19 protein-coding genes and 1 pseudogene are annotated in these 23,689 nt (G+C 43.4%); 12 read left to right on the forward strand and 8 right to left on the reverse strand.

Annotated elements, in window-relative coordinates; genetic code table 11:
- The first annotated feature begins 1 nt into the window (after position 1).
- Genes BK126_RS16305 through BK126_RS16325 form a run of 5 tightly spaced genes read left to right on the forward strand, consistent with a single transcriptional unit; the run spans position 2 to position 5,030 of the window.
- Entirely contained in the window at positions 2-937 is a 936-nt protein-coding gene (locus BK126_RS16305; RefSeq protein WP_076313626.1) for an ABC transporter permease, read from the forward strand.
- Entirely contained in the window at positions 909-1,931 is a 1,023-nt protein-coding gene (locus BK126_RS16310) for an ABC transporter ATP-binding protein (protein ID WP_076313627.1), read from the forward strand. Before BK126_RS16305 ends, BK126_RS16310 begins: the two co-directional genes overlap by 29 nt.
- A complete protein-coding gene (locus tag BK126_RS16315) occupies positions 1,906-2,916 on the forward strand; it encodes an ABC transporter ATP-binding protein (protein ID WP_076313628.1) in 1,011 nt (336 codons plus the stop codon). The genes BK126_RS16310 and BK126_RS16315 overlap by 26 nt, the downstream gene beginning before the upstream one ends.
- Positions 2,916-4,058, forward strand: a complete 1,143-nt coding sequence (locus BK126_RS16320) for a M20 family metallopeptidase (RefSeq protein WP_076313629.1) — start codon at positions 2,916-2,918, stop codon at positions 4,056-4,058. Before BK126_RS16315 ends, BK126_RS16320 begins: the two co-directional genes overlap by 1 nt.
- A 21-nt stretch (positions 4,059-4,079) precedes the next feature.
- Positions 4,080-5,030, forward strand: coding sequence for an ATP-grasp domain-containing protein (locus tag BK126_RS16325; protein ID WP_076313630.1), 951 nt, complete (start codon positions 4,080-4,082; stop codon positions 5,028-5,030).
- A 119-nt stretch (positions 5,031-5,149) separates the two neighbouring features.
- On the opposite strand, the gene BK126_RS16330 is transcribed toward BK126_RS16325, so the two are convergent.
- Together BK126_RS16330 and BK126_RS16335 are read right to left on the reverse strand one after the other, a co-directional pair.
- Positions 5,150-6,178: a serine hydrolase domain-containing protein gene (locus tag BK126_RS16330; protein WP_076313631.1), complete on the reverse strand. Its 1,029-nt coding sequence runs from the start codon at positions 6,176-6,178 to the stop codon at positions 5,150-5,152.
- Between the two features lie 143 nt (positions 6,179-6,321).
- Positions 6,322-7,200, reverse strand: coding sequence for a helix-turn-helix transcriptional regulator (locus BK126_RS16335; protein ID WP_076313632.1), 879 nt, complete (start codon positions 7,198-7,200; stop codon positions 6,322-6,324).
- Positions 7,201-7,417: 217 nt separating this feature from the next.
- Between BK126_RS16335 and BK126_RS16340 the strand changes: the two genes are divergently transcribed.
- Together BK126_RS16340 and BK126_RS16345 are read left to right on the forward strand one after the other, a co-directional pair.
- A complete protein-coding gene (locus BK126_RS16340) occupies positions 7,418-9,361 on the forward strand; it encodes a glycoside hydrolase family 127 protein (RefSeq protein ID WP_076313633.1) in 1,944 nt (647 codons plus the stop codon).
- A gap of 83 nt (positions 9,362-9,444) precedes the next feature.
- Positions 9,445-10,791 carry a glycoside-pentoside-hexuronide (GPH):cation symporter gene (locus BK126_RS16345; RefSeq protein WP_076313634.1) on the forward strand — a complete coding sequence of 449 codons (1,347 nt, stop codon included), beginning with the start codon at positions 9,445-9,447 and terminating at the stop codon, positions 10,789-10,791.
- A 159-nt stretch (positions 10,792-10,950) separates the two neighbouring features.
- On the opposite strand, the gene BK126_RS16350 is transcribed toward BK126_RS16345, so the two are convergent.
- The 3 genes and pseudogenes from BK126_RS16350 to BK126_RS16360 all read right to left on the reverse strand — a co-directional run bounded on the left by BK126_RS16350 (position 10,951) and on the right by BK126_RS16360 (position 14,719).
- Entirely contained in the window at positions 10,951-11,583 is a 633-nt protein-coding gene (locus BK126_RS16350) for a TetR/AcrR family transcriptional regulator (protein WP_076313635.1), read from the reverse strand.
- Positions 11,580-12,792 (reverse strand): annotated as a pseudogene (locus tag BK126_RS16355) (MFS transporter). Before BK126_RS16355 ends, BK126_RS16350 begins: the two are co-directional and overlap by 4 nt.
- A gap of 160 nt (positions 12,793-12,952) precedes the next feature.
- A complete protein-coding gene (locus BK126_RS16360; protein ID WP_083655930.1) occupies positions 12,953-14,719 on the reverse strand; it encodes a PucR family transcriptional regulator in 1,767 nt (588 codons plus the stop codon).
- Between the two features lie 214 nt (positions 14,720-14,933).
- Between BK126_RS16360 and BK126_RS16365 the strand changes: the two genes are divergently transcribed.
- The 5 genes from BK126_RS16365 to BK126_RS16385 all read left to right on the forward strand — a co-directional run bounded on the left by BK126_RS16365 (position 14,934) and on the right by BK126_RS16385 (position 20,028).
- Positions 14,934-15,803: an ABC transporter permease gene (locus tag BK126_RS16365; RefSeq protein WP_083655969.1), complete on the forward strand. Its 870-nt coding sequence runs from the start codon at positions 14,934-14,936 to the stop codon at positions 15,801-15,803.
- 14 nt (positions 15,804-15,817) lie between these two features.
- Positions 15,818-16,696, forward strand: coding sequence for a carbohydrate ABC transporter permease (locus BK126_RS16370; protein WP_256702884.1), 879 nt, complete (start codon positions 15,818-15,820; stop codon positions 16,694-16,696).
- Between the two features lie 63 nt (positions 16,697-16,759).
- Positions 16,760-18,238: an ABC transporter substrate-binding protein gene (locus tag BK126_RS16375; RefSeq protein WP_076313637.1), complete on the forward strand. Its 1,479-nt coding sequence runs from the start codon at positions 16,760-16,762 to the stop codon at positions 18,236-18,238.
- Between the two features lie 16 nt (positions 18,239-18,254).
- The gene (locus BK126_RS16380; RefSeq protein WP_076313638.1) at positions 18,255-19,220 is read left to right on the forward strand and encodes an amidohydrolase family protein; all 966 of its coding nucleotides are present in this window, start codon (positions 18,255-18,257) and stop codon (positions 19,218-19,220) included.
- 130 nt (positions 19,221-19,350) lie between these two features.
- Positions 19,351-20,028, forward strand: a complete 678-nt coding sequence (locus BK126_RS16385) for a hypothetical protein (protein WP_076313639.1) — start codon at positions 19,351-19,353, stop codon at positions 20,026-20,028.
- A 177-nt stretch (positions 20,029-20,205) separates the two neighbouring features.
- Here BK126_RS16385 and BK126_RS16390 read toward each other — a convergent pair whose 3' ends face one another.
- The 3 genes from BK126_RS16390 to BK126_RS16400 all read right to left on the reverse strand — a co-directional run bounded on the left by BK126_RS16390 (position 20,206) and on the right by BK126_RS16400 (position 23,345).
- On the reverse strand, positions 20,206-22,029 hold the full coding sequence (locus tag BK126_RS16390) for a UbiD family decarboxylase (protein ID WP_076313640.1): 1,824 nt from the start codon (positions 22,027-22,029) through the stop codon (positions 20,206-20,208).
- Between the two features lie 139 nt (positions 22,030-22,168).
- On the reverse strand, positions 22,169-22,705 hold the full coding sequence (locus tag BK126_RS16395) for a chromate transporter (protein WP_083655933.1): 537 nt from the start codon (positions 22,703-22,705) through the stop codon (positions 22,169-22,171).
- A gap of 10 nt (positions 22,706-22,715) precedes the next feature.
- On the reverse strand, positions 22,716-23,345 hold the full coding sequence (locus BK126_RS16400; RefSeq protein ID WP_076313641.1) for a chromate transporter: 630 nt from the start codon (positions 23,343-23,345) through the stop codon (positions 22,716-22,718).
- Positions 23,346-23,689 lie beyond the last annotated feature (344 nt).

Here is a 23,689-nt window from a genome sequence, read left to right on the forward strand (position 1 = left end):
GATGATATCAGATAAGCCAATAAAAATTCCTGCTGGTAACACACTGCGGAGGTACTGGACGAATCCGCTGCTGGCTACGGGTACGATATTAATTAGTCTCGTAACGCTGGCTTCGCTCTTGGCTCCATGGATCACTTCCCATGATCCATTGGCTATTGATACTTTGAATCGGTTAAAACCGCCAAGCGGGGAACACATTTTCGGAACGGATAATTTCGGGCGAGACGTGTACGCCCGTGTTATGTACGGACTCAGAGTATCTCTCATGGTTGGTGGAGCAGTAACGTTAATCTCGGGAATTCTCGGATTGCTCGTAGGACTGTTATCTGCTTACTATTCCTTGTGTGATCACATTTTAATGAGAATATGTGATGGATTATATGCCTTTCCGTCCATTTTGCTTGCTATTTCCATCGTCGCTATTATGGGTCCTCGAACCTTTAATGTCATAATCGCTTTATCTATCGTATACATTCCATCAATTGCCCGAATCGTCAGATCCGCGGCGCTCGTCATTAAAGAAAAAACCTATATTGAGGGACTCAGAGCACAGGGTGCAGGTCCTTTTCGTATTATTGGTCTTCATATTTTGCCTAACGTGCTTTCTCCATTGATTGTCCAGGCCTCTTTTATCTTTGCGGTCTCGATTCTTACTGAAGCATCTCTTAGCTTTTTGGGAGCAGGCATTCCGGCTCCTTCCCCGAGTCTTGGCAATTTGCTGCTTGATGGGAAAAACGTCATTTTTAATGCCTGGTGGATGACCGTCTATCCCGGTACTTGCATCATACTGATGATTCTTGGGCTTAATTTGCTCGGAGACGGCTTGCGGGATTTCCTTGATCCAAAGACGAAGGCCAGGAAGCGGCTCAAGAAGAACAACATAAGTAACAAAACAGGGAGGGAACTTCATGAGTCAGACTCCACTTTTGGAAGTTAGACATTTAACGACCATATTTCCGACAGAAACCGGTATTGTGAAGGCGGTCGATGGTGTATCCTTCCATATTGCTCCTGAAGAAACTGTAGGAATTGTAGGCGAATCGGGCTGTGGAAAAAGCGTTACTGCGGAGTCTATTATGCGTCTGTTCGATGAGAAGACGACGGAATACCGTGGGCAGATCATTTATAACGGCGTTGATTTGTTGCAGTTGTCCGAAGAAAAAATGCGTTCGGTCCGCGGAAATGATATTTCGATTATTTTTCAGGATCCGATGTCATCATTAAATCCCGTATATACGATTGGAGATCAGATTGCGGAAGCTATCATGCTGCATCAAAAGCTCGGAAAATCACAAGCCAAACGAAAAGCCGTTCAGCTGCTTAGTTTAACGGGGATTTCTGATCCTGAAGAGAGGCTTCATGCATATCCTCATGAACTATCTGGGGGGATGAGACAACGGGTTATGATTGCACTGGCACTCTCATGTGAACCTCGGCTGTTAATAGCGGATGAACCGACAACCGCACTTGATGTGACGATCCAAGCGCAAATTCTTGAACTCATGAATGAGCTGAAGTCCACTCTTCGGATGGGCATTATGCTCATAACTCATGATTTATCGGTGGTCGCGCAAATGTGCTCAAGGGTCATCGTCATGTACTTGGGGGAAGTCATAGAGGAAGCAGATGTCGTTACTTTGTTTGATCATCCCTTCCATCCCTATACGCTCGGTTTGCTGAAATCCGTCCCACAGATCGAAGGTGTACGAAAGGGAAAATTATATGAAATTAAAGGCACCGTACCGCAAATGGACGAAGTCAGTAACAGCTGCAGATTTTCACCAAGATGTCCTTTTGCAACGGAGATTTGCCGTACAAGCCCTCCAGCATTAGAGGAAGCTTCGGATGGACACAGAGTAAGATGCTGGCACTACAAAGAAATTGCAGCAAATGGAGGGGCGGAACATGAACTCGAATTTGAGCCATACTGAAGAGCCGCTGCTACGGATTGAGCATTTAACAAAGCACTTTGTGTCCAGAAGCGGATCGATTTTGCGTAAAAATCATGTGAAGGCTGTAGAGGACGTCAGCTTTTCAATTTATAAGGGAGAAACCTACGGTTTAGTAGGAGAATCCGGCAGCGGGAAGAGTACAACGGGGAGAACCCTGCTTCGCTTGGCAGAACCGACTTCAGGCAAAGCCTATTTCGAAGATCGCGACATATTTTCTCTTCCATCCAAGGCACTTAAAGCGCTTAGAAAAGACATGCAAATGATTTTTCAAGATCCGCATTCTTCACTGGACCCCAAAAAACGAGTCGGTTACAGCATTGCTGAGCCAATGATGATACATGGACAGGGTACAAAAAAGGAAAGACAGGAAAGAGTATTTGAACTGCTCGAACGAGTAGGGTTTACTGCTCAGCATGCGAACCGATTTCCTTATGAGTTCTCCGGAGGACAGCGGCAGCGGATTGGGATAGCCAAAGCCCTTGCCCTGCAGCCCAAGCTGATCGTATGTGATGAGCCGGTTTCTGCGCTAGATGTATCCATTCAGTCGCAAATTTTAAATTTATTAATCGAGCTTCAGTCCGAATATCGGCTGTCCTATTTATTCATTGCTCATGATCTTAGTGTGGTGAGGCACATTGCCGACCGGATCGGCGTCATGTATCTCGGACATTTGGTAGAACAAGCCCCAACCGATAAGTTGTTCACTCATCCACTTCATCCGTACACTCAGTTCCTGCTATCTGCCGTTCCGGCCCCTCATCCCAAATTAAAGAAGGAACGGATCATATTGCAAGGGGATATTCCATCCCCGCTTCATCCGCCTTCGGGATGTGTGTTTCATACGCGCTGTCCATATGCAATGGAGGTGTGTAAACAGGTACGTCCCGTTTCACTCGAAATTTCGTCCGGTCATAGCGTGCAATGCCATTTATATAACGATCAAGCAGAAGGGAAGGATTTCTAATGTCCAATATCAATTGGAATCAAAAAGAAAACGAAATGTTATCGTTAATTGAAGAGATCGTCAATATCGAGAGCGGCACTTTTCTCAAATCAGGCGTTGATCGAGTGGGAACGACCTTAGCTAATCTTTATAAAAATATCGGTTTTCAGGTTGAATCCGACATTCAAGAAGAAAGAGGCAATAATCTGGTCATTACCCATCCTGAAGCAAACCAGCCGGAGATTCTCATTATTGCTCATATGGATACGGTATTTCCAGAGGGAACGGTTGCAGAACGCCCTTTCACAAGAGATGAAAAAAATGCATATGGACCTGGAGTATTCGATATGAAAGCCAGTCAAATCACGACGCTTTATGCGATTAAGCATTTGATCGAGACGGGTAGCCACAGTTATAAGAACGTTAAGGTAATTCTGAATTCGGATGAAGAAGTAGGTTCCGTTCATTCCCGGCCGTTAATTGAGAAACATGCAAGTTTAAGCAAGTACGCGCTGATCGTGGAGCCAAGCGATGAGGACGGAACGCTGGTAACCGGCAGAAGAGGGGGAGGCAAATACTACTTGACCGTATCCGGAATTGCCGCCCATTCGGGAGCTGAGCCTGAAAAAGGCCGTAGTGCAATTGGAGAGTTGGCGCATAAGATTATTAAGCTCCACGCTTTAACAAATGCCGAAGCTGGCATCCATGTTAATGTAGGAGTCATTGGCGGAGGTACTTCTAGCAACACAATTGCTCCTCATGCGTTCGCTAACATTGACGTCCGGATGGAAACGCCGGAGCAAGCAGATGAGCTTGATCGGAGCATTAGGGATATCTGTTCACGAGTGGATATTGAAGGTACATCTTTAGAGCTTAGAGGAGGCATTACGCGACCTCCAATGATCAAAAACGAGCTTACGGAGGAATTATTGAATATTATACGTGAGGAAGCAAAGTACCTCGGGGAGGAGCTGAGTGATAAAAAGGTAGGCTCCGGTTCGGATGGTAATATCACCTCCTCTGTCGGGATTGCTACAATTGATGCGCTAGGCCCAAGAGGCGGCCATGCTCACAGTAAAGACGAATATTTAGTTATCGAATCACTTGTACCTCGGGTTAAGCTCCTTGCTAATGTAATTGATCGACTCAGCAGTCATAAATAAAGTTTAAGGGGAAAAGCAGTTATGACAAAAGCATATATTATTCACGAGAATGAAAGCTGGATTCTCCCGCTTCGCGAGGCTCTTGAAGAAATGGAAGTGCCCCATGAGTTCTGGCATCTAGATGAGGGCGCGTTGGATTTAAGTCAGCGTCCGCCACAAGGCATATTCTATAACCGAATGAGTGCTTCCTCACATTCTCGCAATCATCGTTACGCACCTGAATACACCTCAAATGTGCTCGCCTGGCTAGAGCATCACGGAAGAACCGTGCTGAATACAAGCCGTGCATTAGAGCTTGAAGTCAATAAAGTTAAACAGTACCTAGAGCTTCAAAAGTTTGGGATTGAGACACCGGCTACCATCGCTGCAGTAGGAAAAAAAGCAATCGTTGAGGCTGCAAACAACTTTCCTTACCGCTCTTTTATCACGAAACATAATCGGGCAGGAAAGGGGCTCGGCGTTTATTTGTTTGAAAGCATAGACAGCTTGGAGACGTACGTGGACAGCGAAGCTTTTGAGGAATCCATTGATGGGGTAACATTGATTCAGCAGTATATTCGGAATGAAGAACATTATATTACCCGCTGTGAATTCATAGACGGTAAGTTCTATTATGCTGTGAGAGTAGATACCTCGGAAGGATTTCAGTTATGTCCGGCGGATGCTTGTCAAATCGGAGACCAGTATTGTCCGGTTGGCGAAGAAGAGCAGGCCAGGAAAAAATTTGAAGTCATCGATGGCTTTAATAGTCCATTAATACCTAAGTACGAAGCCTTTCTTGCGCAGAACGGGATCAGCTTTGCAGGCATTGAATTTATAACGGATTCCACGGGTCGAGCCTACACCTATGACGTTAATACGAACACGAACTATAATCCAGAAGCTGAAAGCCTCGCTGACGTATCCGGTATGAAAGAAATTGCGAGAATCTTATCTGACTATTTAAAACGTGAAATTCAATTAGGTTCTTAAAAAGCACGTTAACCATATCAAACAAATAGCAAAAGACAGAACCATGCATTCGGATTAAGAAGGCATGATTTGTCTTTTGTTTATTTGTCCTTGGACTTTTTTTGCTGAAGATATCTATATTACTTAAATTTGAATTCTTGTTCGATTTCGTTAATGACTTGAAATGCGCCATCCGAACGATTGGAACATACAACTGCAAGCAGTGAATGATCAGGATAGAAGAGTGCACGAAAGTTTACTCCCGGATCATACCCCATAAGTACATACTTCTCAATTTGCTGCGTATCCTTATGCTGTGTGATCCATAGGCCATATCCATACGCCAAGTCCTCACTCACCTGTACATGTGGAGTTAGAAGCAGATCTGTAAGCTCCGCAGACAGTAGTCTTCCTCCGATCAACGCATCCCACAGCTTCATCATGTCACCCACTGTCACATAGGCACCTCCGTCAGACCCTCCTCTTGCCGGAAGCGAATAGATGTTAGTACGATAGCCATTTTCCGTCTGGATGTAGCCAAGCGCTGTCCGTTCAGGCAAGTGATCCATTTCAAAATAACCTGAGTCAGTCATTCCTGCCTTCGTAAAAATATGCTCTTCTACGTATTCCTGAAAAGTCATTTGGCTTACCTGCTCTACCATTAGCCCGAGCAAAATATAACCAGCATTATTATAATGAAATTTACTGCCAGCAGGATGCTTCATAGGCTCATTCTGGAACAAGGGGAGGAAATCCTCCAGACGACGGATATGATACATAGGTCGTTGAACCCACAGTTCCTCAAAGTCATCCATTACGTCTTCATCAAAATAGTCTGGGACACCTGAAGTATGCGTTAGTAATTGTTGAACGGTAATATCTGGATCGAAATATGGAAAGGAATAGGCGCTGAGACATTCTTCAATTGTTGTAGTGAAAGCGAGTTTCTTCTGCTCAACAAGCTGGCAGATCGCTATCGCAGTGAACAACTTACAACCTGAAGCAATTCCGAAGCGAGTATTCTCTTGGTTTAGAATATGCTCTGAACGGTTTGCGTAACCGTGGCTGAGCTTCAGCACTTCAGCGCCGTTAGATTTTACGTAAATGCTTCCCGAAAAATGATACTGTTCCATAAGTCCCTGAATTCGTTCCTGCAGCTTGGTGTTCATTTCATTCATCTCCAGACTATCAAAGTATATAATTCATGTTAGCATGGTGAATGACCGCGAGTGTGGTGGTAAATGCCTATAATGGTTCTTTACAACATCTGATGCTAGCACATCTAATTTATACAGGGGCTGTTTGCGCTGCTTTATCCATTCATCGGTTTAGAATATTGTCTGCGATACTTTAGCGGCGAGAGTCTATTTTTCTTCTTAAAGCATCGAGTAAAGTAGCTCACCTGAGAGAATCCAACTTCCTCGGTAATACGCTGAATTGACCAATCTGTCTGGAGCAGCAAGATCCTTCCTTGCTCCAATCGGTACAACATTAGATATTCCAGTGGAGTACAATGAAAGGCAGACTTCATGCAACGGGCCAAGTAGTTCTCATGTACATGAAAATAATGTGAAAGATCCGCGTTGGTAATGGGATGCTTGTAATTTTGCTTCAAATAAATTTCAATCTGCTCTGCCAGCTGAATAGGACTATTCTTGTAATATTGATCGTATTCGAGACTTTGAAATATCCTGCCAAAGGTCTGCTGGGACTCCCACAAGGCAAGCTTCCTCGGCTTAAGTGTAGAGGACAGCAATAAATCCAGTGAAGCAAACAGCTCATTAGGATTCAATGCAGTCTGGAATTTGGGCAGATGAATGGTTGTATGTTCTGAATGAAAATGTAAGGTTGGAACCGGAGACTTCGGCGTAATTAGAGCAGGCTCCTCTTGGCTGCACCAGGTGCTGTTTGTTTGAAAATGAAACCAATAAAAAGTGGTATCCACTTCGCAGGCTTCAATTGGAAAATGATGTTTGTCCGGCTCCAGAATAAGAATTGAATTCGCTGTTAACTTCCATTTCTGCTCTTCCTCACCAATATGAAGCATGCCCTCCTTCACAATAATGACGTCAAAATACCCTAATTTAAATCGGTTTGGATGCAAATCCCCCTTCGAATATTTCGTAATATTACCCTCAATAAAATAAGGCATTGGAGGTACTAAAAAAGACAAATAGGATGAATCGCTCATGATGTTAATGCCTCCTCCTTTGACTGTGCTGATTCAACATGAAGTGTGAAATCGTACAACTATTAGTTGGATATCCTGATTTTTTTGATTGAAAGTGATTGCTACAATGAAGCTGTAAAACAATAAATCGGGTTAGCGCTAACGGTTTTATATTTACTTTACTCCTATTATAACAACATTGAAAGCGTTACTACTTATGAAGGAGGATTTTTGTCCTATGCATATTGCTAGAAGTACCAAGTGTGTCGCTGTTCAGGATACATTTTGGAAAAAGTACAAAAAGATTGTGGCTGAAGAAGTCATTCCTTACCAATGGAAAGCACTGAATGATGTACTTCCGGATACAGAGCCGAGCCATGCTATTGAGAATTTCAAGATTGCTGCTGGGGAATCGACTGGTGAACATTACGGTACCGTATTTCAGGATAGTGATGTAGCGAAATGGCTGGAAACCGTCGCGTATAGTTTAAGAGACTTCCCCGACATTAAATTAGAGCAAAATGCGGATGAGGTCATTGCACTCCTTGGAAGGGCTCAAGCGGAAGATGGATATTTGAACACATATTACTTGCTGAAAGAACCTAATAATCGCTGGACGAATCTAAGAGATAATCACGAGCTGTACTGTGCAGGACACTTCATTGAGGCAGCTGTTGCTTATTATGAAACTACCGGTAAATCAGAACTGCTTCAGATTATGGAGAGGTATGTGGCCTTAATTGATGAAGTGTTTGGACCGGAGGAAGGCAAGCTTCACGGTTACGATGGTCATGAAGAAATTGAATTGGCATTAGTGAAGCTGTATGAAGTAACAGATAATAGGAAGTACTTAAGACTGGCCCAATATTTTATAGATCAGCGTGGCCAGCGGCCGGTTTATTTTGAGGAAGAAAAAGAAAAGCGAAAACAAATCAATACAGCTCCAACCTGGAATGATGAGGAGAATGTCAACTTTGGCCTTGGCTTTGAATATCAGCAGGCACATCAGCCTGTGAGAGAACAACAGGAAGCTGTGGGACATGCAGTTAGAGCGATGTATTTGAATATTGCGATGGCAGATCTTGCAGCCAAGACAGGGGATGTGAACCTCTTTGAGACCTGTGAGACACTCTGGGATGATGTGACAGCCCACAAGATGTACATTACAGCAGGTATCGGTTCTTCCGTTAACGGAGAAGCATTCACATGCAATCATGATCTTCCGAATGACAGCATGTATTGTGAGACGTGTGCATCCGTAGGACTCGCATTCTGGGCAAACCGGATGCTGCGATTAGACCCGAATCGGAAATATGCAGATGTACTTGAACGCGCTTTATATAATGGCACCTTAAGCGGTATGGATTTGGATGGTAAGCGTTTCTTCTATGTCAATCCACTTGAGGTGAATCCCTTCCAAGGCGCACGAAAGGATCAAGAGCATGTCAAGACTGAACGGCAAAAATGGTTCTTCTGTGCCTGTTGCCCTCCCAACTTGGCGAGGATGATCGCTTCGGTCGAAGACCTGATCTATACCCAGACCGAGAACACGATATACACCCATTTATATATCGCAAGCCAAGTACAAACCACGCTGAATGGTCAGGAGATCGGCATTACTCAAACCCATGAATATCCTTGGGATTCTCGTATTAACTTAACGATTCAAACAGAAGAACCTGCTGAATTTACAATTGCCCTTCGAATACCGGATTGGTGTAAACAAGCAGTTCTCTCTGTTAATGGAGAAGTTATCTCTTTGGAAGACTTGGATAAGGGTTATGCAAAACATCGTCGTGTATGGAACGATGGGGATATCATTTCACTTATATTGTCCATGCCTGTTGAACGGGTTAGAAGCCATCCGCTGGTATCTATGAATCAGGGACAAATTGCTCTACAGCGAGGTCCTGTCGTCTACTGTATTGAAGAGTGTGATAATGGGGGAGGTCTTGCGGCTCTAAGGCTGCCACGAAATGCTTCATTAGAAGATCAATTTATTCCCGATTTGCTGGGAGGGATTGTCCGAATTCAATCGGAGGGTTATCGAATCGGTGAACCACAGTCCCTTTATTATACAGGGGAGCCAGAGCATGTTCCTCATACGATTACAGCTATACCATATTATGCGTGGTGCAATCGTCAGAAGGGTGAAATGCGCGTTTGGATTTACGAAGATTAGGATATATCCGATCTATGGCGAGGATCTTGTGATCCTCGCGTACGTTATCGATCGCCAGTAATTAATTTTGAGGTGAGGTCATCATGAGTAAACAAAATGAAGCACATGGTTCGGTACCCTTGCATCGCAAGTTAAGTTACTCCTTGACAGATACCGCGGGTAATCTGCTGTACTGTGTTATCTCCAGCTATTTATTGTACTTTTATACAGATGTATTTGGGCTCTCCATCGGCGTTGCCGGTACCCTATTGCTTGTAACCCGTATCCTTGACGCCATTGATGCTCCCATGTGGGGGATTCTAATTGATAGAACCAAATCGAAGTATGGACAGAGCCGGCCTTATTTCTTGTGGCTGTGTATACCCTTCGCTGTGTTTATGGTGTTAACCTTCACTACACCGGATTTGAGCGAGACTGGGAAAATTATATATGCCTGCGTAACCTATATTATTGCCGGTGTCCTCTACACAGGAATCAGTACGCCGATCACTTCTATATTACCTAACTTGTCAACAAACTCTGATGAGCGGGTTATACTCAACTCGTTCCGGATGGTAGGTGGAAATGTTGGATTCTTCATAGCGACCACATTTACATTGCCGCTCGTTGCTTTTTTTGGACAGGGTAATGATCAGAGAGGTTTCTCATTGACGGTAGCCTTGTTCGGTGTACTGGCAGTTATTATGTTCCTCGTTGCCTTTGCTGATTTGCGAGAGGTATCTGCTGTGAAGACGAAGCCGATACCAATTCGTAAAAGCTTCGGTGCGATCAAGAGAAACTGGCCGTGGATGCTCGTTGTCGCTGCCAATCTATGCTACTGGATTGGACTGAATGTAAGGTCCTCCACCGTAATCTATTACTTTGAATATAATCTGGGCAGTAAGGATCTTGTTCCGCTTATTAATGGTTTAACTTCATTGCAGTTAATATCCATGGTACTAATCCCATTCTGTGTGAAGAAGCTCAGCAAGAATACAGTCATGATTGTTGGTCTTGTGCTGGCGGCTCTTGGTCAGGTTATGATTCTGATGGGAAGTACGAATCTAACCGTCATTATTATCGGCTGGATTATCGGTGCGCTGGGTTCCGGATTTGCCTGCTCACTTCCGTTTGCGATGCTGTCAGATACTGTGGATTATGGAGAATGGAAGAATGGAATTCGTGCAAGTGGTTTCTTGACTTCAATTGGAAGCGCCTTCTGTATTAAAGCAGGCAGCGGTATCGGTGGCTCGGTACCCGCTTGGATTATGGGCAGTATGGGTTATGTTGCTGGTCAATCACAGACCGCCTCCGCTTTGTCCGGAATCCAGTTCAGCTTCATATGGCTGCCGTTTATCGTGTTCTTGATCGGGACCATTCCTATGTTCTTCTATAAGAAATTTGAACGAAATGAACATCGGATTCAAGGTGAATTAGCTGCTAGAAGATAGTTATCGTCTAATGTGATTACTGTAGTCAGCAATACAGAACTTAAATAATTATAGACAAGCAAGGCAAGCTCAAACTTACATGAGCTTGCCTTGCTTGTTTAATGCTTTATTTTTCCCCTAACATTTCATTCAAACATCATGTCACCGACTCAATACTCCCTATGATCTTAAGTACTGAAGAATCATGCTCACAAATTGTTCTGGCATTTGTTGATTTTGATATGAGTCTGCTGCTTTGATTGGTGTAATGCTTAGTTTTTGAAGGAGTCCCATCATGGAAGTGAATATAAATGGTGCCGTACTGATAGGATCAATATCCGCTTTTAACGAACCGTCGCGTATTCCTGATATCAAGGCATCGGATAAGAAATGCTGCTCTTTGTTCTTGTGAATGAACTCCGCATAGCGTTGCTTCAGTTCCTGGTTGGAATTATAGGATTCATAATGAAGATCGAACAACAGAATGAATTTGATGTATTCTGGATGAACTCTGGCGTACTCAATCCACAGATTCAGAATCGATTCTAGCTGCATTAGACCGTTCATTTCAGGGGTAGCCTCTCGCATTATAAATTCAGTCATCGCCTGCAATATTTCCATTTGAATTTCAAATATCAAATCATCCATTGAAGGGAAATGCTTATAGAAGGTAACTCGGCTGACACCTGCGGATTTACATATATCATGAATTTTGACACTTAAGAAGCTGTTCTCCATAAACAGCTGTTTGCTAGCTGCGATTAGTTCTTCACGGTTTTTGTTTTTTACAGTTTGCTGCCAGTTTTCGTTCATGATGAAGACACCTGTTTCCTTTCTTTCACTGATGTATTCCTGCTTCTGTTCATGTTATAGGTGATGATAAGAGCCGTCAACAGAACGATGGAACCAAGGATATACGGTAAGTGCAGATGCCAGTCAAACAAAATACCCGCAAGTAAAGGTCCAAGAATGGTACCAAGGCTGGTATAGGTAGTGTTCAATCCTGAAGCATATCCTTGTCTGTCACCTGCTGCGTTTGATATGAGTGTGCTGAGTGTAGGTCTCAAAAAGGCATTAAACGCAAAGAACAGGGAAGAGACGATCAACAAATAAACTAGATTGACTTGGAAGAGCATTAGCAATAATGAAATTGAGGTCATGATTAACGACAGCCTAATGAGCCCAATTTCCCCAATCCATTTTATAAAACGATGCAGGAGCCACACTTGAACGATAATCCCAATGATGGCTCCAGTGGTAATGACTATTGAGATTTGTGCGGCTGTATAGCCGTATTTTTGTTCAACGAAGAGTGCATAGACGGTCTCATAATTTACCAAGCCAAAGGTAATAACAAAGATTAAGATGAGATAAGGGAAATATGGAGTTCTAAATGACTGTGAGATCTGCTGCCCAAGAGGTTCCCGTACTTTATTACGTGCTGCTAGCCGCTTATCATCTGTAAGAGTCTCTGGCATGAGAAGAGTCAGAGCGGTGGCAATAAGTCCGAGTCCTGCTGCGACAAAATATGGAACCCTTATCCCAAATTTCGGCAATGATTCCTCCGAGACCAGGTCCGAGGACCATTCCCAGATTCATCGCAGCTCCTAGATATCCCATGCCTTTGGCACGTGTGTCTGAGGTCGTGATATCAGCAACATAAGCCATATTGGAAGGAACCATGAATCCTAGCCCCATTCCTCCAATGAAACGAGCGAGATACAAGAGAGGCAGCGAATTGGATATAGCAAACATGAAATCAGAGATGACCGTGAGAAACAGTCCGAACATGATCATTTTTTTACGTCCCATCTGGTCTGAGAGCTTGCCGCCAATCGGGGAAAATATAAATTGTGCCGCACCGAAGGCAGCGACAAGAAATCCAGCAGCCGCTCCCGCAGCATCGAATTGCTTCAGATACTCCGGCAAAATAGGAATAACCATGCCTTGACCCAGCAAAGCGATAAACAAGTTAAGCATCAAGATAAAAAGCGGAAATTTCGTGGATCGATATAAGCTCATAATTCTTCTCCTTGAAAACGCGTTTATGGTTTACAGATTGTAAACTTTACATCATGTAAACCATTATAAGAAAAAAAGAGAAGGTTGTATATTAAAAACTTAACATTTGTTTGGTAGAGGAGAAATGCATATTATTCAGGTCAAATCATAATTTATAGATTTACTTTTTGGAGAAAAGAAGTGGTTTTATGGCAAATGCCAGCTGAAATCTTAAACTCTGCATACTTTCTTTTAGAGGAACACCCGTAATTTTTTCGCATTTTTCTAAACGATATATAACCGTGTTGCGATGAATGTATAGCTCCTTGGCTGTATCAAGCAGATGGCAGTGGTTTTTATAATAGACATGAAGCGTCTTAAGCAGCTCTTCTCGTTCATTTTCATTTAGAGTCAGGAAGCCTTTAAATGTATCCTCATAGAAATGTTTAAGCTCTTCCACAGGTAGCATTCGAAACAAATATCCTACATCATTTGATTGATAGGTGTGAACAAAGCGTGGCTTCCCCATTTGTTGACCGTAGGTTAAAGCTTTTGCTGCTTCCTCATAGCTAAAACGAATGTCCAAGATATGGGTGAATAAGTTACCTGCTCCAAAAGAGAAGCTCATTCCTTCATTGTTGTATAAAAAGTTCGATAATTCCTCAAGTTTGCGGACAAATACGATTTCATCCCACTTCAATTCCTCCACGTAGAACAGGCTGATAAACTGGTCGCTTTTTGTGAACATTGTAAAAGGGATGCCGAGCAGCGAAATTCTCCTTTTAATCAACTCATATTTTTTATCACGAAGAGATATGGCTGTTTCATCAAAAGATAGGGAAGGTTGCTTCAAATAATTCGAAATCTCATCCTCTTTTGCGATACATAAGAGCATACTTCTTGAGGCATCAAGGCCATATTTTTTTCCTCTGTGCAATGCCTCTTGGTCAGATATGAATCCATCGATTAAATCGGAGAAAAATTCATTCTTGTATCTTCGAGAGCGCTCTTTAACGGCCTGGTTTTTTGAAAATTCCATCCCAATTACATGCGCAGCCTGTTCTATTGCGATCATTAACAATTTATCCATCTTCCAATCGCGGTTTAGTTGTATGATATACCCTTCATTACGGTAGGTATGAATCGGAAAGACAGTCATGTATCTATAATCCGTTGCAAGCGAATGGACAAGGCCGAGTGTATCAGGTTCTTTGTTACTAAAGGGTACTTGTAAAGCAGATAGGATGTTGTTTAGTAAGCTTCGTATCATTCCATCCTGAAAGTGTTCGCTTTCTTCAACAATCTGCAGCCTGTGGCTCAGTAAAATTACTGGGGCGGACAGTATACCAGCGAGCGTTTCTATAATAAGTGCCATTCCCTTTCCTTGCAAAGTCATTGAGCTGAACTGCTTGTTAATCGAAATTGCATATTGAAGCTCATGATTTTTATTCTCTAACAGATAGCCAGTCGATTGTTCTAGAATTTCTCCTAGCGAATGATTAACAGAGGAAAGCTCAATAATGGGGAAGCTAAGAGATTCGGCTTTCTCTAAAACGGACTTGGGTATGTCGAGTTTAAAGCGTTTGGTCTTCACGGCAAGACCTGAGCAGCCCAGCTTGTCCATCTGTTGAATCAAATCCATCATAAGCGCGGGTTCTTTTTTCATGAAATAACCATTAGAGAGAAGCAGCTGTCCCGGTTTGACGTAGTGAATGATGTCAGGAGCATCCATCAGATTCACTGAATCAACTAATCGATCAAGTCCCAATTTGCCAGTAAGAAGCACGGATTTTGAGAATATAGGATTACTTAATAGCTGCTTTAAATACAAGCGCAGTACCCCCTTATAATAAATTGTGTAATGAAAGATAACATAAATTACTTGGTTTTGGAATGTTTTTGTTATATAAGTCTGAAAACACAAGAAAAAATTAGATTTTATGTACAATGACGAACATTATTCATTTAGATACAATGAAAAAAGAATAAAAGAAGTCAGAAAATCTGACATATTAAAGACTGTATTGAAAGTTTAGGGGGGGATTCTATTGCTGATTACGAGAAAACATGCTTCTGTATTTAACAAAAAGAGAGGATCACCGAAGACGGGAGTTCTTAAAAGAAATGCAAAGCTTATCCGTAAAAATCCGGTATTGCTGTTCATGATGCTGCCAGGAATCATTTATCTGATCATTAACAATTATTTACCGATGTTTGGTATTTTCATTGCATTTAAAGACATCAATTTCGCCAAGGGTATTTGGGGTAGTGAATGGGTGGGGTGGAGTAATTTTACTTACTTGTTTAGCTCTCAGGATGTATTGCGAATCACAAGAAACACGATTTTGTATAACGGGGCTTTTATCATCCTGGGAACAACGGCTTCCATTACCGTAGCGATTCTATTAAACGAAATCAAAACCAGAATCCTTGCAAGATTTTATCAGAGCGTTATTCTTCTCCCATATCTCATCTCCATGGTAGTCATTGCATATCTAGTACTCGCTTTTCTCAATGAAGAGAATGGCTTTATTAATCAAAGTCTGCTTCCATTGCTCGGACAAGACCCTGTGTCATGGTATACCTCGCCTGAGTACTGGCCCTATATTCTTACCTTTGTTCACTTGTGGAAAATCATAGGTTATTCCTGCATCGTTTATTTAGCTGCGATCCTTGCCATTCCTCATGACCTTTATGAATCAGCAACTCTGGATGGTGCATCCAAATGGAAGCAAATTTGGAGCATCACCCTGCCCATGATCACACCAACCATAATCGTACTGTTTCTTCTGGACGTTGGGCGTATTTTTTACTCTGATTTTGGTCTTTTCTACCAGGTTCCCCTGAATTCCGGCGCTTTGCAGCCCACGACCGATGTTATTGATACCTATGTGTACAGAGGGCTTATGACGTTTGGGGATTTAGGAATGTCATCTGCAGCCGGGTTATACCAGTCCGTTGTCGGATTTATTCTAGTGGTAACGATGAATGGAATGGTGAGGAGAAGAAATAAAGACCTCGCACTGTTCTAGAAGGAGGCCCACAAGTGAAGGAAAACCGAATTTTCCAAACAATAACCCATATGGTATTAGCCGTTCTAAGTATGATGGCCCTATTTCCTTTTCTATTGCTAGTATCCGCTTCATTGACGGATGAAAAAGCGATTCTGGAGCACGGTTACAGTCTGATCCCGGTGGAGTTCAGCTTGGACGCATACCGTTATCTATTTGACCAGGCAGAGACCATCACGAGAGCTTACGGTATTACTGTGCTTGTGTCATTAGTAGGGACTTTCCTAGGCGTGCTGATTTCCACTTTGCTTGCTTACCCATTGTCCAGAAGCACTTTGCCATTCCGAAATGCGTTTGCCTTCTTCGTATTTTTTACACTGCTGTTTAACGGAGGTTTGGTATCTTACTATCTCGTCTATACCGAATTGCTGAACTTGAAAGATACGATCTGGGCTTTATTGCTTCCTAACTTGTTGACCAATGGTTTTTTCATCCTTATCATGAAGAGCTTTTTCTCGGTATCTATACCTCCAGAAGTTGTAGAATCCGCATATGTCGACGGAGCAGGCGAGTGGAAAATTTATTACAAGATGGTGTTGCCGCTCTCGTTACCCAGCCTGGCTACAATCGGGCTCATGCTGCTCATATCTTATTGGAATGATTGGTATAACGGGCTGATCTTCATTAACGATGGTAAATTATTTAGTATCCAAAATCTACTGAACCGCATGCTTGCCGATGTGCAGTATCTCCAGCAGAACAATTTGTCCGGGGCAGCTGTCAGTACTTCACTTCCTATTGGAAGCGTGAGAATGGCGATTGCTGTTATCGGTATTTTACCACTGGTTTTAACGTATCCATTCTTTCAGAAATTTTTTGTCAAAGGTTTAACGATTGGGGCTGTGAAGGGTTGAAGCGAAGATTGAGTGAGAACTCTTAAGATGAATGGGGTCTATTATGGAGGAGGGCGAAGGTACATGTTCAAGAAGCTGTTCAAGCCGGGAATTTACACACTTCTGTCGGTCTTCGTATTGTTAACGGGATGCGGTGTGAACGGCAGTGATAACGAACAAGCGGCAGCCGTAGAGGGGGAGTACGAGGTTGCTATGGCTTATCCAGTATTCGGAGATGTCAGTGATGTGTCACGCGTTGAAACGGCCATGAGTGAGCTGGCACAGCATAAAATTGGAGCTACTGTAAAACTGATTCCGATTACGGGATCCAACTACGGCAACCAGATGAATCTCATGCTGGCCGGTAGCGAGAAGCTGGATCTCGTATATACCAGTGTATGGATGGGCTTTGAAACCCAGGCGAGCCGAGGACAGCTTCTACCAATGGACGAACTGCTATCGACTCACGGGGCGAAGATATTAAGCGAGGTTCCTTCCTATGGTCTGGAAGCCGGGCAAATTAAAGGAGAGACCTATGGTATTCCAAGCTTAAAGGGTTGGGCGCTCACGCCAAGTTTTGTTATCGGAACAGATATATTAAAAGAATTAAACATTAATTCCTCTGATATCCGTACCTGGACAGATCTTAGCTCTGTGCTTCAGAAGCTGAAGGAACAGAAGCCCGAAATTACGCCTATGGCTAGTTATAATACCTCCGAGGCTCCCGGAACCGCGATGATGTATTTTGATCCCCTGGGTCTTACTGCTGGCGTGCTGCCTTTTGAAGGAAAGGAGTATCAATTATTACAGGCTGCAGAGACAGAGCTTTTTAACGAGACCGTAAATCTTATGCGCTCGTGGTATCAACAAGGATACTTTAGCAAAGACATTGCTACAACTCAGGAAACAGCGGCCACGCTGGTTAAGAACGGAAAGGCCGCATCCTATATCCGCAACATTAACGACTGCTACTCTGAATCGGTACCGGCAGGAACTGAATTGACCTGCATCCCTATGGAGGAGCCTTACATGACACGTAACAGCATTTCTTCTAATATGATCTCCATTTCGAGAAATAGTGAGCAGCCAGAGAAAGCGATGCAGTTCATGGAACTGTTATATACCGATTCAGAGATGATCAATCTTTTTGTGAATGGAGTAGAGGGAGTGCATTACGTCAAGCAAGGAGATCAGATCGCTTTGCCTGAAGGAAAGGACAGTACAGGATATGCTTCAAATCCATCCCTGATCGGCAATAATTTCTTGACCTATGTGTGGTCTGGGAATGATCCGGATATGTGGACTGCCGTTCAGAAGACCAATGACGCAGCGGTGAAATCAAGGGCAATGGGGTTCAGTTTTGATATCACGGGTGTCAAAAATGAGATTACCGCCGTTACAAATGTAGATAATCAATACAGCACCGGATTTATGACGGGAATATCCGATCCGGCCTTGATACCGGAATACGTGTCCAAATTGAAAGCTGCGGGGATTGAAGACATCATCCAAGAGAAGCAGAAACAGATGGATGAATGGCTTTTGACCAATAAAAAAGATTAAGGATGGTGCTATGTTTATGAATTATCCAGTTATTGATGTTCATCACCACATTATATCTACTTCTCTTCAAGCCAAGCAGAGAGAGCTCGGCATGACCATTCCAAGCTTTATGCCCAAATGGACCCCTGAAATCGGAATAGACAAAATGGATCTCGCAGGTATAACATACTCGATCTTGTCTGCACCAAGTGATCTTACCTTTCTGAAACAAACCGATGCAAATCATATGGCCAGAAGTATTAATGAAGAGATTGCCTCATATATTGAACGCTACCCAGAGAGGTATGGAGGCTTTGCTACTATGCCGTTGCCTGATGCTGAGTCCGCTCTTAATGAAGTCAGCTATGCTCTTGATGAATTAAATCTGGACGGTGTTGCGATGCTGACTAGCTACCAAGGGAAATATTTGAGTCATCCGGACTATGAAGAGCTGCTTATGGAGCTGAATCGCAGGAAAGCGGTCGTTTTTCTGCACCCGATCCTAATCAAGGAGCATATTGCCGGTCTAAACCCAGCTTTGCTGGAAGGGACATTCGACACGACAAGGGCCGTAACCACCATGGCAGTGCATCGCATTTTTGAAACTTATCCAGATGTCCGCTTTATTTTGCCTCATACAGGAGGGATGGTTCCCTATATTAAATGGCGGATTGCTCTAGCCGTTCTACAAGAGCAGTTCTTGCAAACGGAGCTAACGGGTGAAATGATTGACGAAGAGATAGCCAAGCTATCTAGCCTTTATTATGACAGCACGCTGAATCTGGGTACGGTTCAGAAGCTGGTGGATCCTTCCCGCATTCTTTTTGGAGCGGACATTCCTTGGCCATCAGACAGCATTCTTAAGCTGCAGCGAGAGTCGGTCCTGACTGAAGCGGAGTCGATCAGCATCGATAATCTTAGGAAAATAGCATATCAAAATGCTTATACATTATTCCCGAGATTGGAGCGGCAGTTAAAGTTAATGGATGAAGTAGAGGTATAGGGCTGGACAAGTACAGAGATGGTTGTTATATGTTGTAGGTAGCACATCCATACAAATCATTTGACTGACATGCACCTTAGGCTAATGGTCAGCATAGTTTAGCCCATAAATAAAATATGGGAGGACAAAAATGACATCTTCTTTAACTCAATATAAGTACAATTTTTATCGTTCTGATAAGCCAATACCCTATGAAGAGGTTGCCGACTTAGGTGATGCTATTGATTTAAAGGATCTGCCAACAGATGAACAGCAAAAGCTCCTGAATTCAATGCCACAATTCTTCATTACAACTCCAGACCCCGAGGAAGTCGGGTATACTTTTGTGGATTTGGAGAGTCATCTGAGCTTGCCAAACGAGCAGAATCTTGTCAATAAAGAATTTCATGCTCAAAGATTGCTAGGTGTTACAGTTCCCGAGTTTAAAGTCGTTCCTTGCAAAAAAACGTTTAAAACACCATTGGGTAAAGTTAATTTTACTTATCCTTGCTTAAAAAGACGCGACTCTGAATTCTGTATCTATGCTTACATCTACTATCCAACGAATCTGGATCAATTTATTCTAAATGAGATGATCGCTTGTCTAGAATTTGCATCCATTACTGCGGCTGAAACAGCGACTTATACCTTTAATTCGACATCTGGTTCTCCAATTGAACGCGTCATCAAAGCCGTTCCTAAGACGTTGGAAATTTTTAAATCTACATTTAGTAACTGTGTTTCTAATGCAGAATCATGGGATCTTATCAAACATGATGTTGAGTATGGAGTGGATTATGCTAGCATAAAACTGACCGATTGGTATTAATCAATCCGTAGCACCTGTTAATTACGAGGTGCATGTTTTCTCTCGGCATTATGAAAAGGTCTCGTAAATTAAGAAGCATACAAAAGGCAGCCGACAAGCTGCCTTTTTGTATGCTTAGTCTAGTTCCTCCTCTTCCAATCGGTGGACTCGGAACTTGCCAGGCTATTGAGTTTGATGTTACAGTACGCCATTCAAACTTCCGTTTTTCGTGAATAGCTTTTCAATTCTTTTTTCAACAGCCTGATCCAAGACGAGCGGAGGCGCATGATGTGGCTTGGTTCTAGCATCAATAATGACGTTGTCACAGCCCCAATGTTTAAAAGTAAACCCAGCGTTGACCCCATAAATATCATGAGATGGATTGCTCCGTGTAAAGGTTGTCCATAAGAAGTTGTCGATGGATTCACTTAGAAAATGACTGTCATCACACAAAATAATGAGCGGGCATCCCGGCATGTCTCCTCGCATAGAGATCGCGTTTGTCAGCTCATCAAGCTGCTGTGCAGCATCAGAATAACTGCTGAAAGCAGGGCCTTCTAGTGCCACAGCGCCTGGCAGGACAAGTCTTGGATTAACGAAATTGCGGAGATCTTGAAGCTGTTCTGGAGCTTCCATACAGAGCTCCCGCTTCTTGTCTCCGCAAGCCGCAAAGATGACTTTGCTTCCTTGATTCAATCCGCTGCCTGAATAATCCAGCGTATCAATCGTCGTATTCGTCTGGAAATGAATATCCCGCTTGAGATCAATACGCTCAAGTAAGTAAGAGAAAAATTCCGGTATATGATGTGTGCTGAGCGTCTGTTCTTCCTCAGCGGCGATGAATAAGTACTTAGCAAGGCTGAGCTGTCCAGTGCCGAGAATCCGATTCGCTATGGTTAGCAGCTCCGCCGGCTGCTTGACCTTGATATATGGTGTGTATCGTTCTGAGCCGATGGCAAGCAGCAGAGGGTGGACGCCTGCCGCATCCACAGCGTGAACCTCTTTGACTCCAGGCACCTCCTGCTTAACTGCACCTCCAGTTAACTGATGAATGAGCTCGCCAAAAGCGGTGTCTTCCTGCGGAGGACGGCCGACGACAGTGAATGGCCAAATTCCATTCTGCTTGGCATACACCTTCCGAACCCGCATCATCGGAAACAGATGAGTCAAGCTGTAGTAGCCCAAATGGTCTCCGAATGGACCCTCCGGCTTCGTTTCACCGGGATGAATCTCTCCCGTAATGACAAAATCCGCATCCTGACTGATACAGTATCCGTCGGCATCATATCCGTATCTGAACCTTCTCCCAGATAATAGACCTGCAAATAATAGCTCGCTGAGTCCTTCAGGCAGCGGCATAACTGCAGAGAGTGTGTGTGCGGGTGGTCCACCTATGAAGATACTCACCTTAAGCGGTTCCCCTTTACGATTAGCCTTGTGCTGGTGAATTCCGATTCCGCGGTGAATTTGATAATGCACGCCAATATCTTCGTTTGTCTTGTAATCATTCCCTGTAAGCTGCACACGATACATTCCCAGGTTGGCTTTCATAATACCCGCTTTGTCAGGGTCTTCTGTGTACACTTGGGGCAGTGTCACGAAAGCTCCTCCATCCATGGGCCAGTGCTTGATTAAGGGAAGATCGGATATTTTAATCTCCTTGAACCCGGATATCCCCTGCTTAAGAGGCAGTGCTTTCATTGCCGAAGTCGCCGCACTGACGTGGCGAATCGGATTTTTAAGTGCTTTCATGGGATCGTTGCGGAGCGCAATCACATTTTGAGTTGAATCCCAGGTCTGCCGGAACATAAATTTGCTGCGTTCAATGGTTCCAAATAGGTTTGATACCGCACGATATGACGAGCCTTTTACATTTTCAAATAAGAGAGCGGGGCCTCCTGCTTCAAATACTCTCAGGTGGATGGCGGACATTTCAAGCTCGGGATCGACTTCTTCCCGTATCCGAACCAGATGTCCGTGGCGCTCTAGGTCAATTAAACATGATTCCAGTGTTGTGTACATTAAAATAAAGTCACTCCTAGCTGAGCCTATTCTACATGTTCTGACGATATGAAGCTGAGCTAAATACAATGGCTCTTCCTTTAATAGTACTTTCCAGCCATTAAATACTCAACTTCATATTGCTTAATTCGCTGATTTGTCAAAATAAGACGATTCCGGCACATGCAGAGAGCAGAATGACCACGAGTGGGTGCAGCTTATATTTGATAATCGCCAGAAAAGCAGCTGCAGCCGTGAGTAAGGTGGCAAATGTACTCCATTGAAAAATTGTTTCACCATTTCCACTGAAGCCGAAATGAAGGGCAGCATAGACAATCAGTCCGGTAATGATCGGACGAAGTCCGTAGAACGAGGATTGTACCAGAGGATTCTTGTTGATCTTGAAAAAGAAGGCGGCAATCAGTATGACGATTAGCAGGGAGGGAAGGATGATGCCTGTTGTTGCTGTAACTGCCCCCGGAATGCCAGCGGTATGATAGCCTATCAATGTAGCGCTGTTGGTAGCAACCGGGCCAGGGGACATTCCGGCGAGAGAGACGATTCGTTGAAACTCTTCAGCGGAGAGCCAGCTATATTTTTCAACCTCGAACTGAACCATCGGGATAACAGCGTAGCCACCACCGAAGGATAGAAGGCCGATCTTAAGAAAAGTAATGAATAATTCCCAGTACAGCATAGTAAGTCTCCTAAATGTAATATTCGATTGTTGCTGCATGTTCCGAAGCCGATTTTTTCTCCGTTTGTACGCTCATTCCGAGTTTTTTCTTAACAGAGATAATGATCATCCCTAGTACAAGTCCAATCAGGATCATGAAGGTTGGATTGATGCTTGTTACCATTAATACAATAAGAGATACTGCAGCAATCGTGATCGTGGTACGGTCAAACAAGGCGTTCTTAGCCATGTTATAAGCGGCGACGGCAATCAGACCGATAATTGCCCCGTGGATACCCTTCATCGCGGCCTGAACCTTCGGTTCATGCTGAAAGACAGAATAGATGCTGCTTAGAATAAAAACGATGAGAAAGGTGGGAAGCGTAATCCCAACGGTGGCGGCAACAGCACCTGGCACTTTACCTATCCGATACCCGATAAAAGCAGAGGCGTTAACGCCAACACCACCTGGAGCAGACCCGGCCAAGGACATTAAGTCATTCATTTCCTGCCTGCTGATCCAGCCCCGCTTCTCCACCATCTCCCGTTCCAGCACGGGAATCATAGCATATCCTCCGCCAAAGGTTGACGGTCCTATCTTAAAGAAGAGCCAGAATAATTGTAAATAACGTGAAATGCTGTTCTTCATGCCTGATGTCATGCGGTGTCTTCACCTCTTGTTGACTGAATATATCGTTATTATAGCATCTTTTTATCAAAATGAAATTAACTGCTGGTAAATTAGCGATTATGCGTGAAATTTCCACCTCTTGAATCGAATATATTTGTAAAATTTAGTAATCTTTATTCTAAAATGGGATAAACTTCGTCTGTACTCATGTACTCATGTACTCATGTACTCATGTACTATTGGCTAACCCTCTCATTATTGAAGATATCGAAAATTATCCTGGCGTAATCGCGGAGTCCACGTTCACGGATTGGTGCTATAATAGATGGGCAATGCGAACATAAGAAATAGCGTTCACAGTCTATTCATCAAAG

Origin of the sequence: Paenibacillus sp. FSL H7-0326, from assembly GCF_001955535.1 — a bacterium.
GTDB lineage: Bacteria > Bacillota > Bacilli > Paenibacillales > Paenibacillaceae > Paenibacillus > Paenibacillus shunpengii.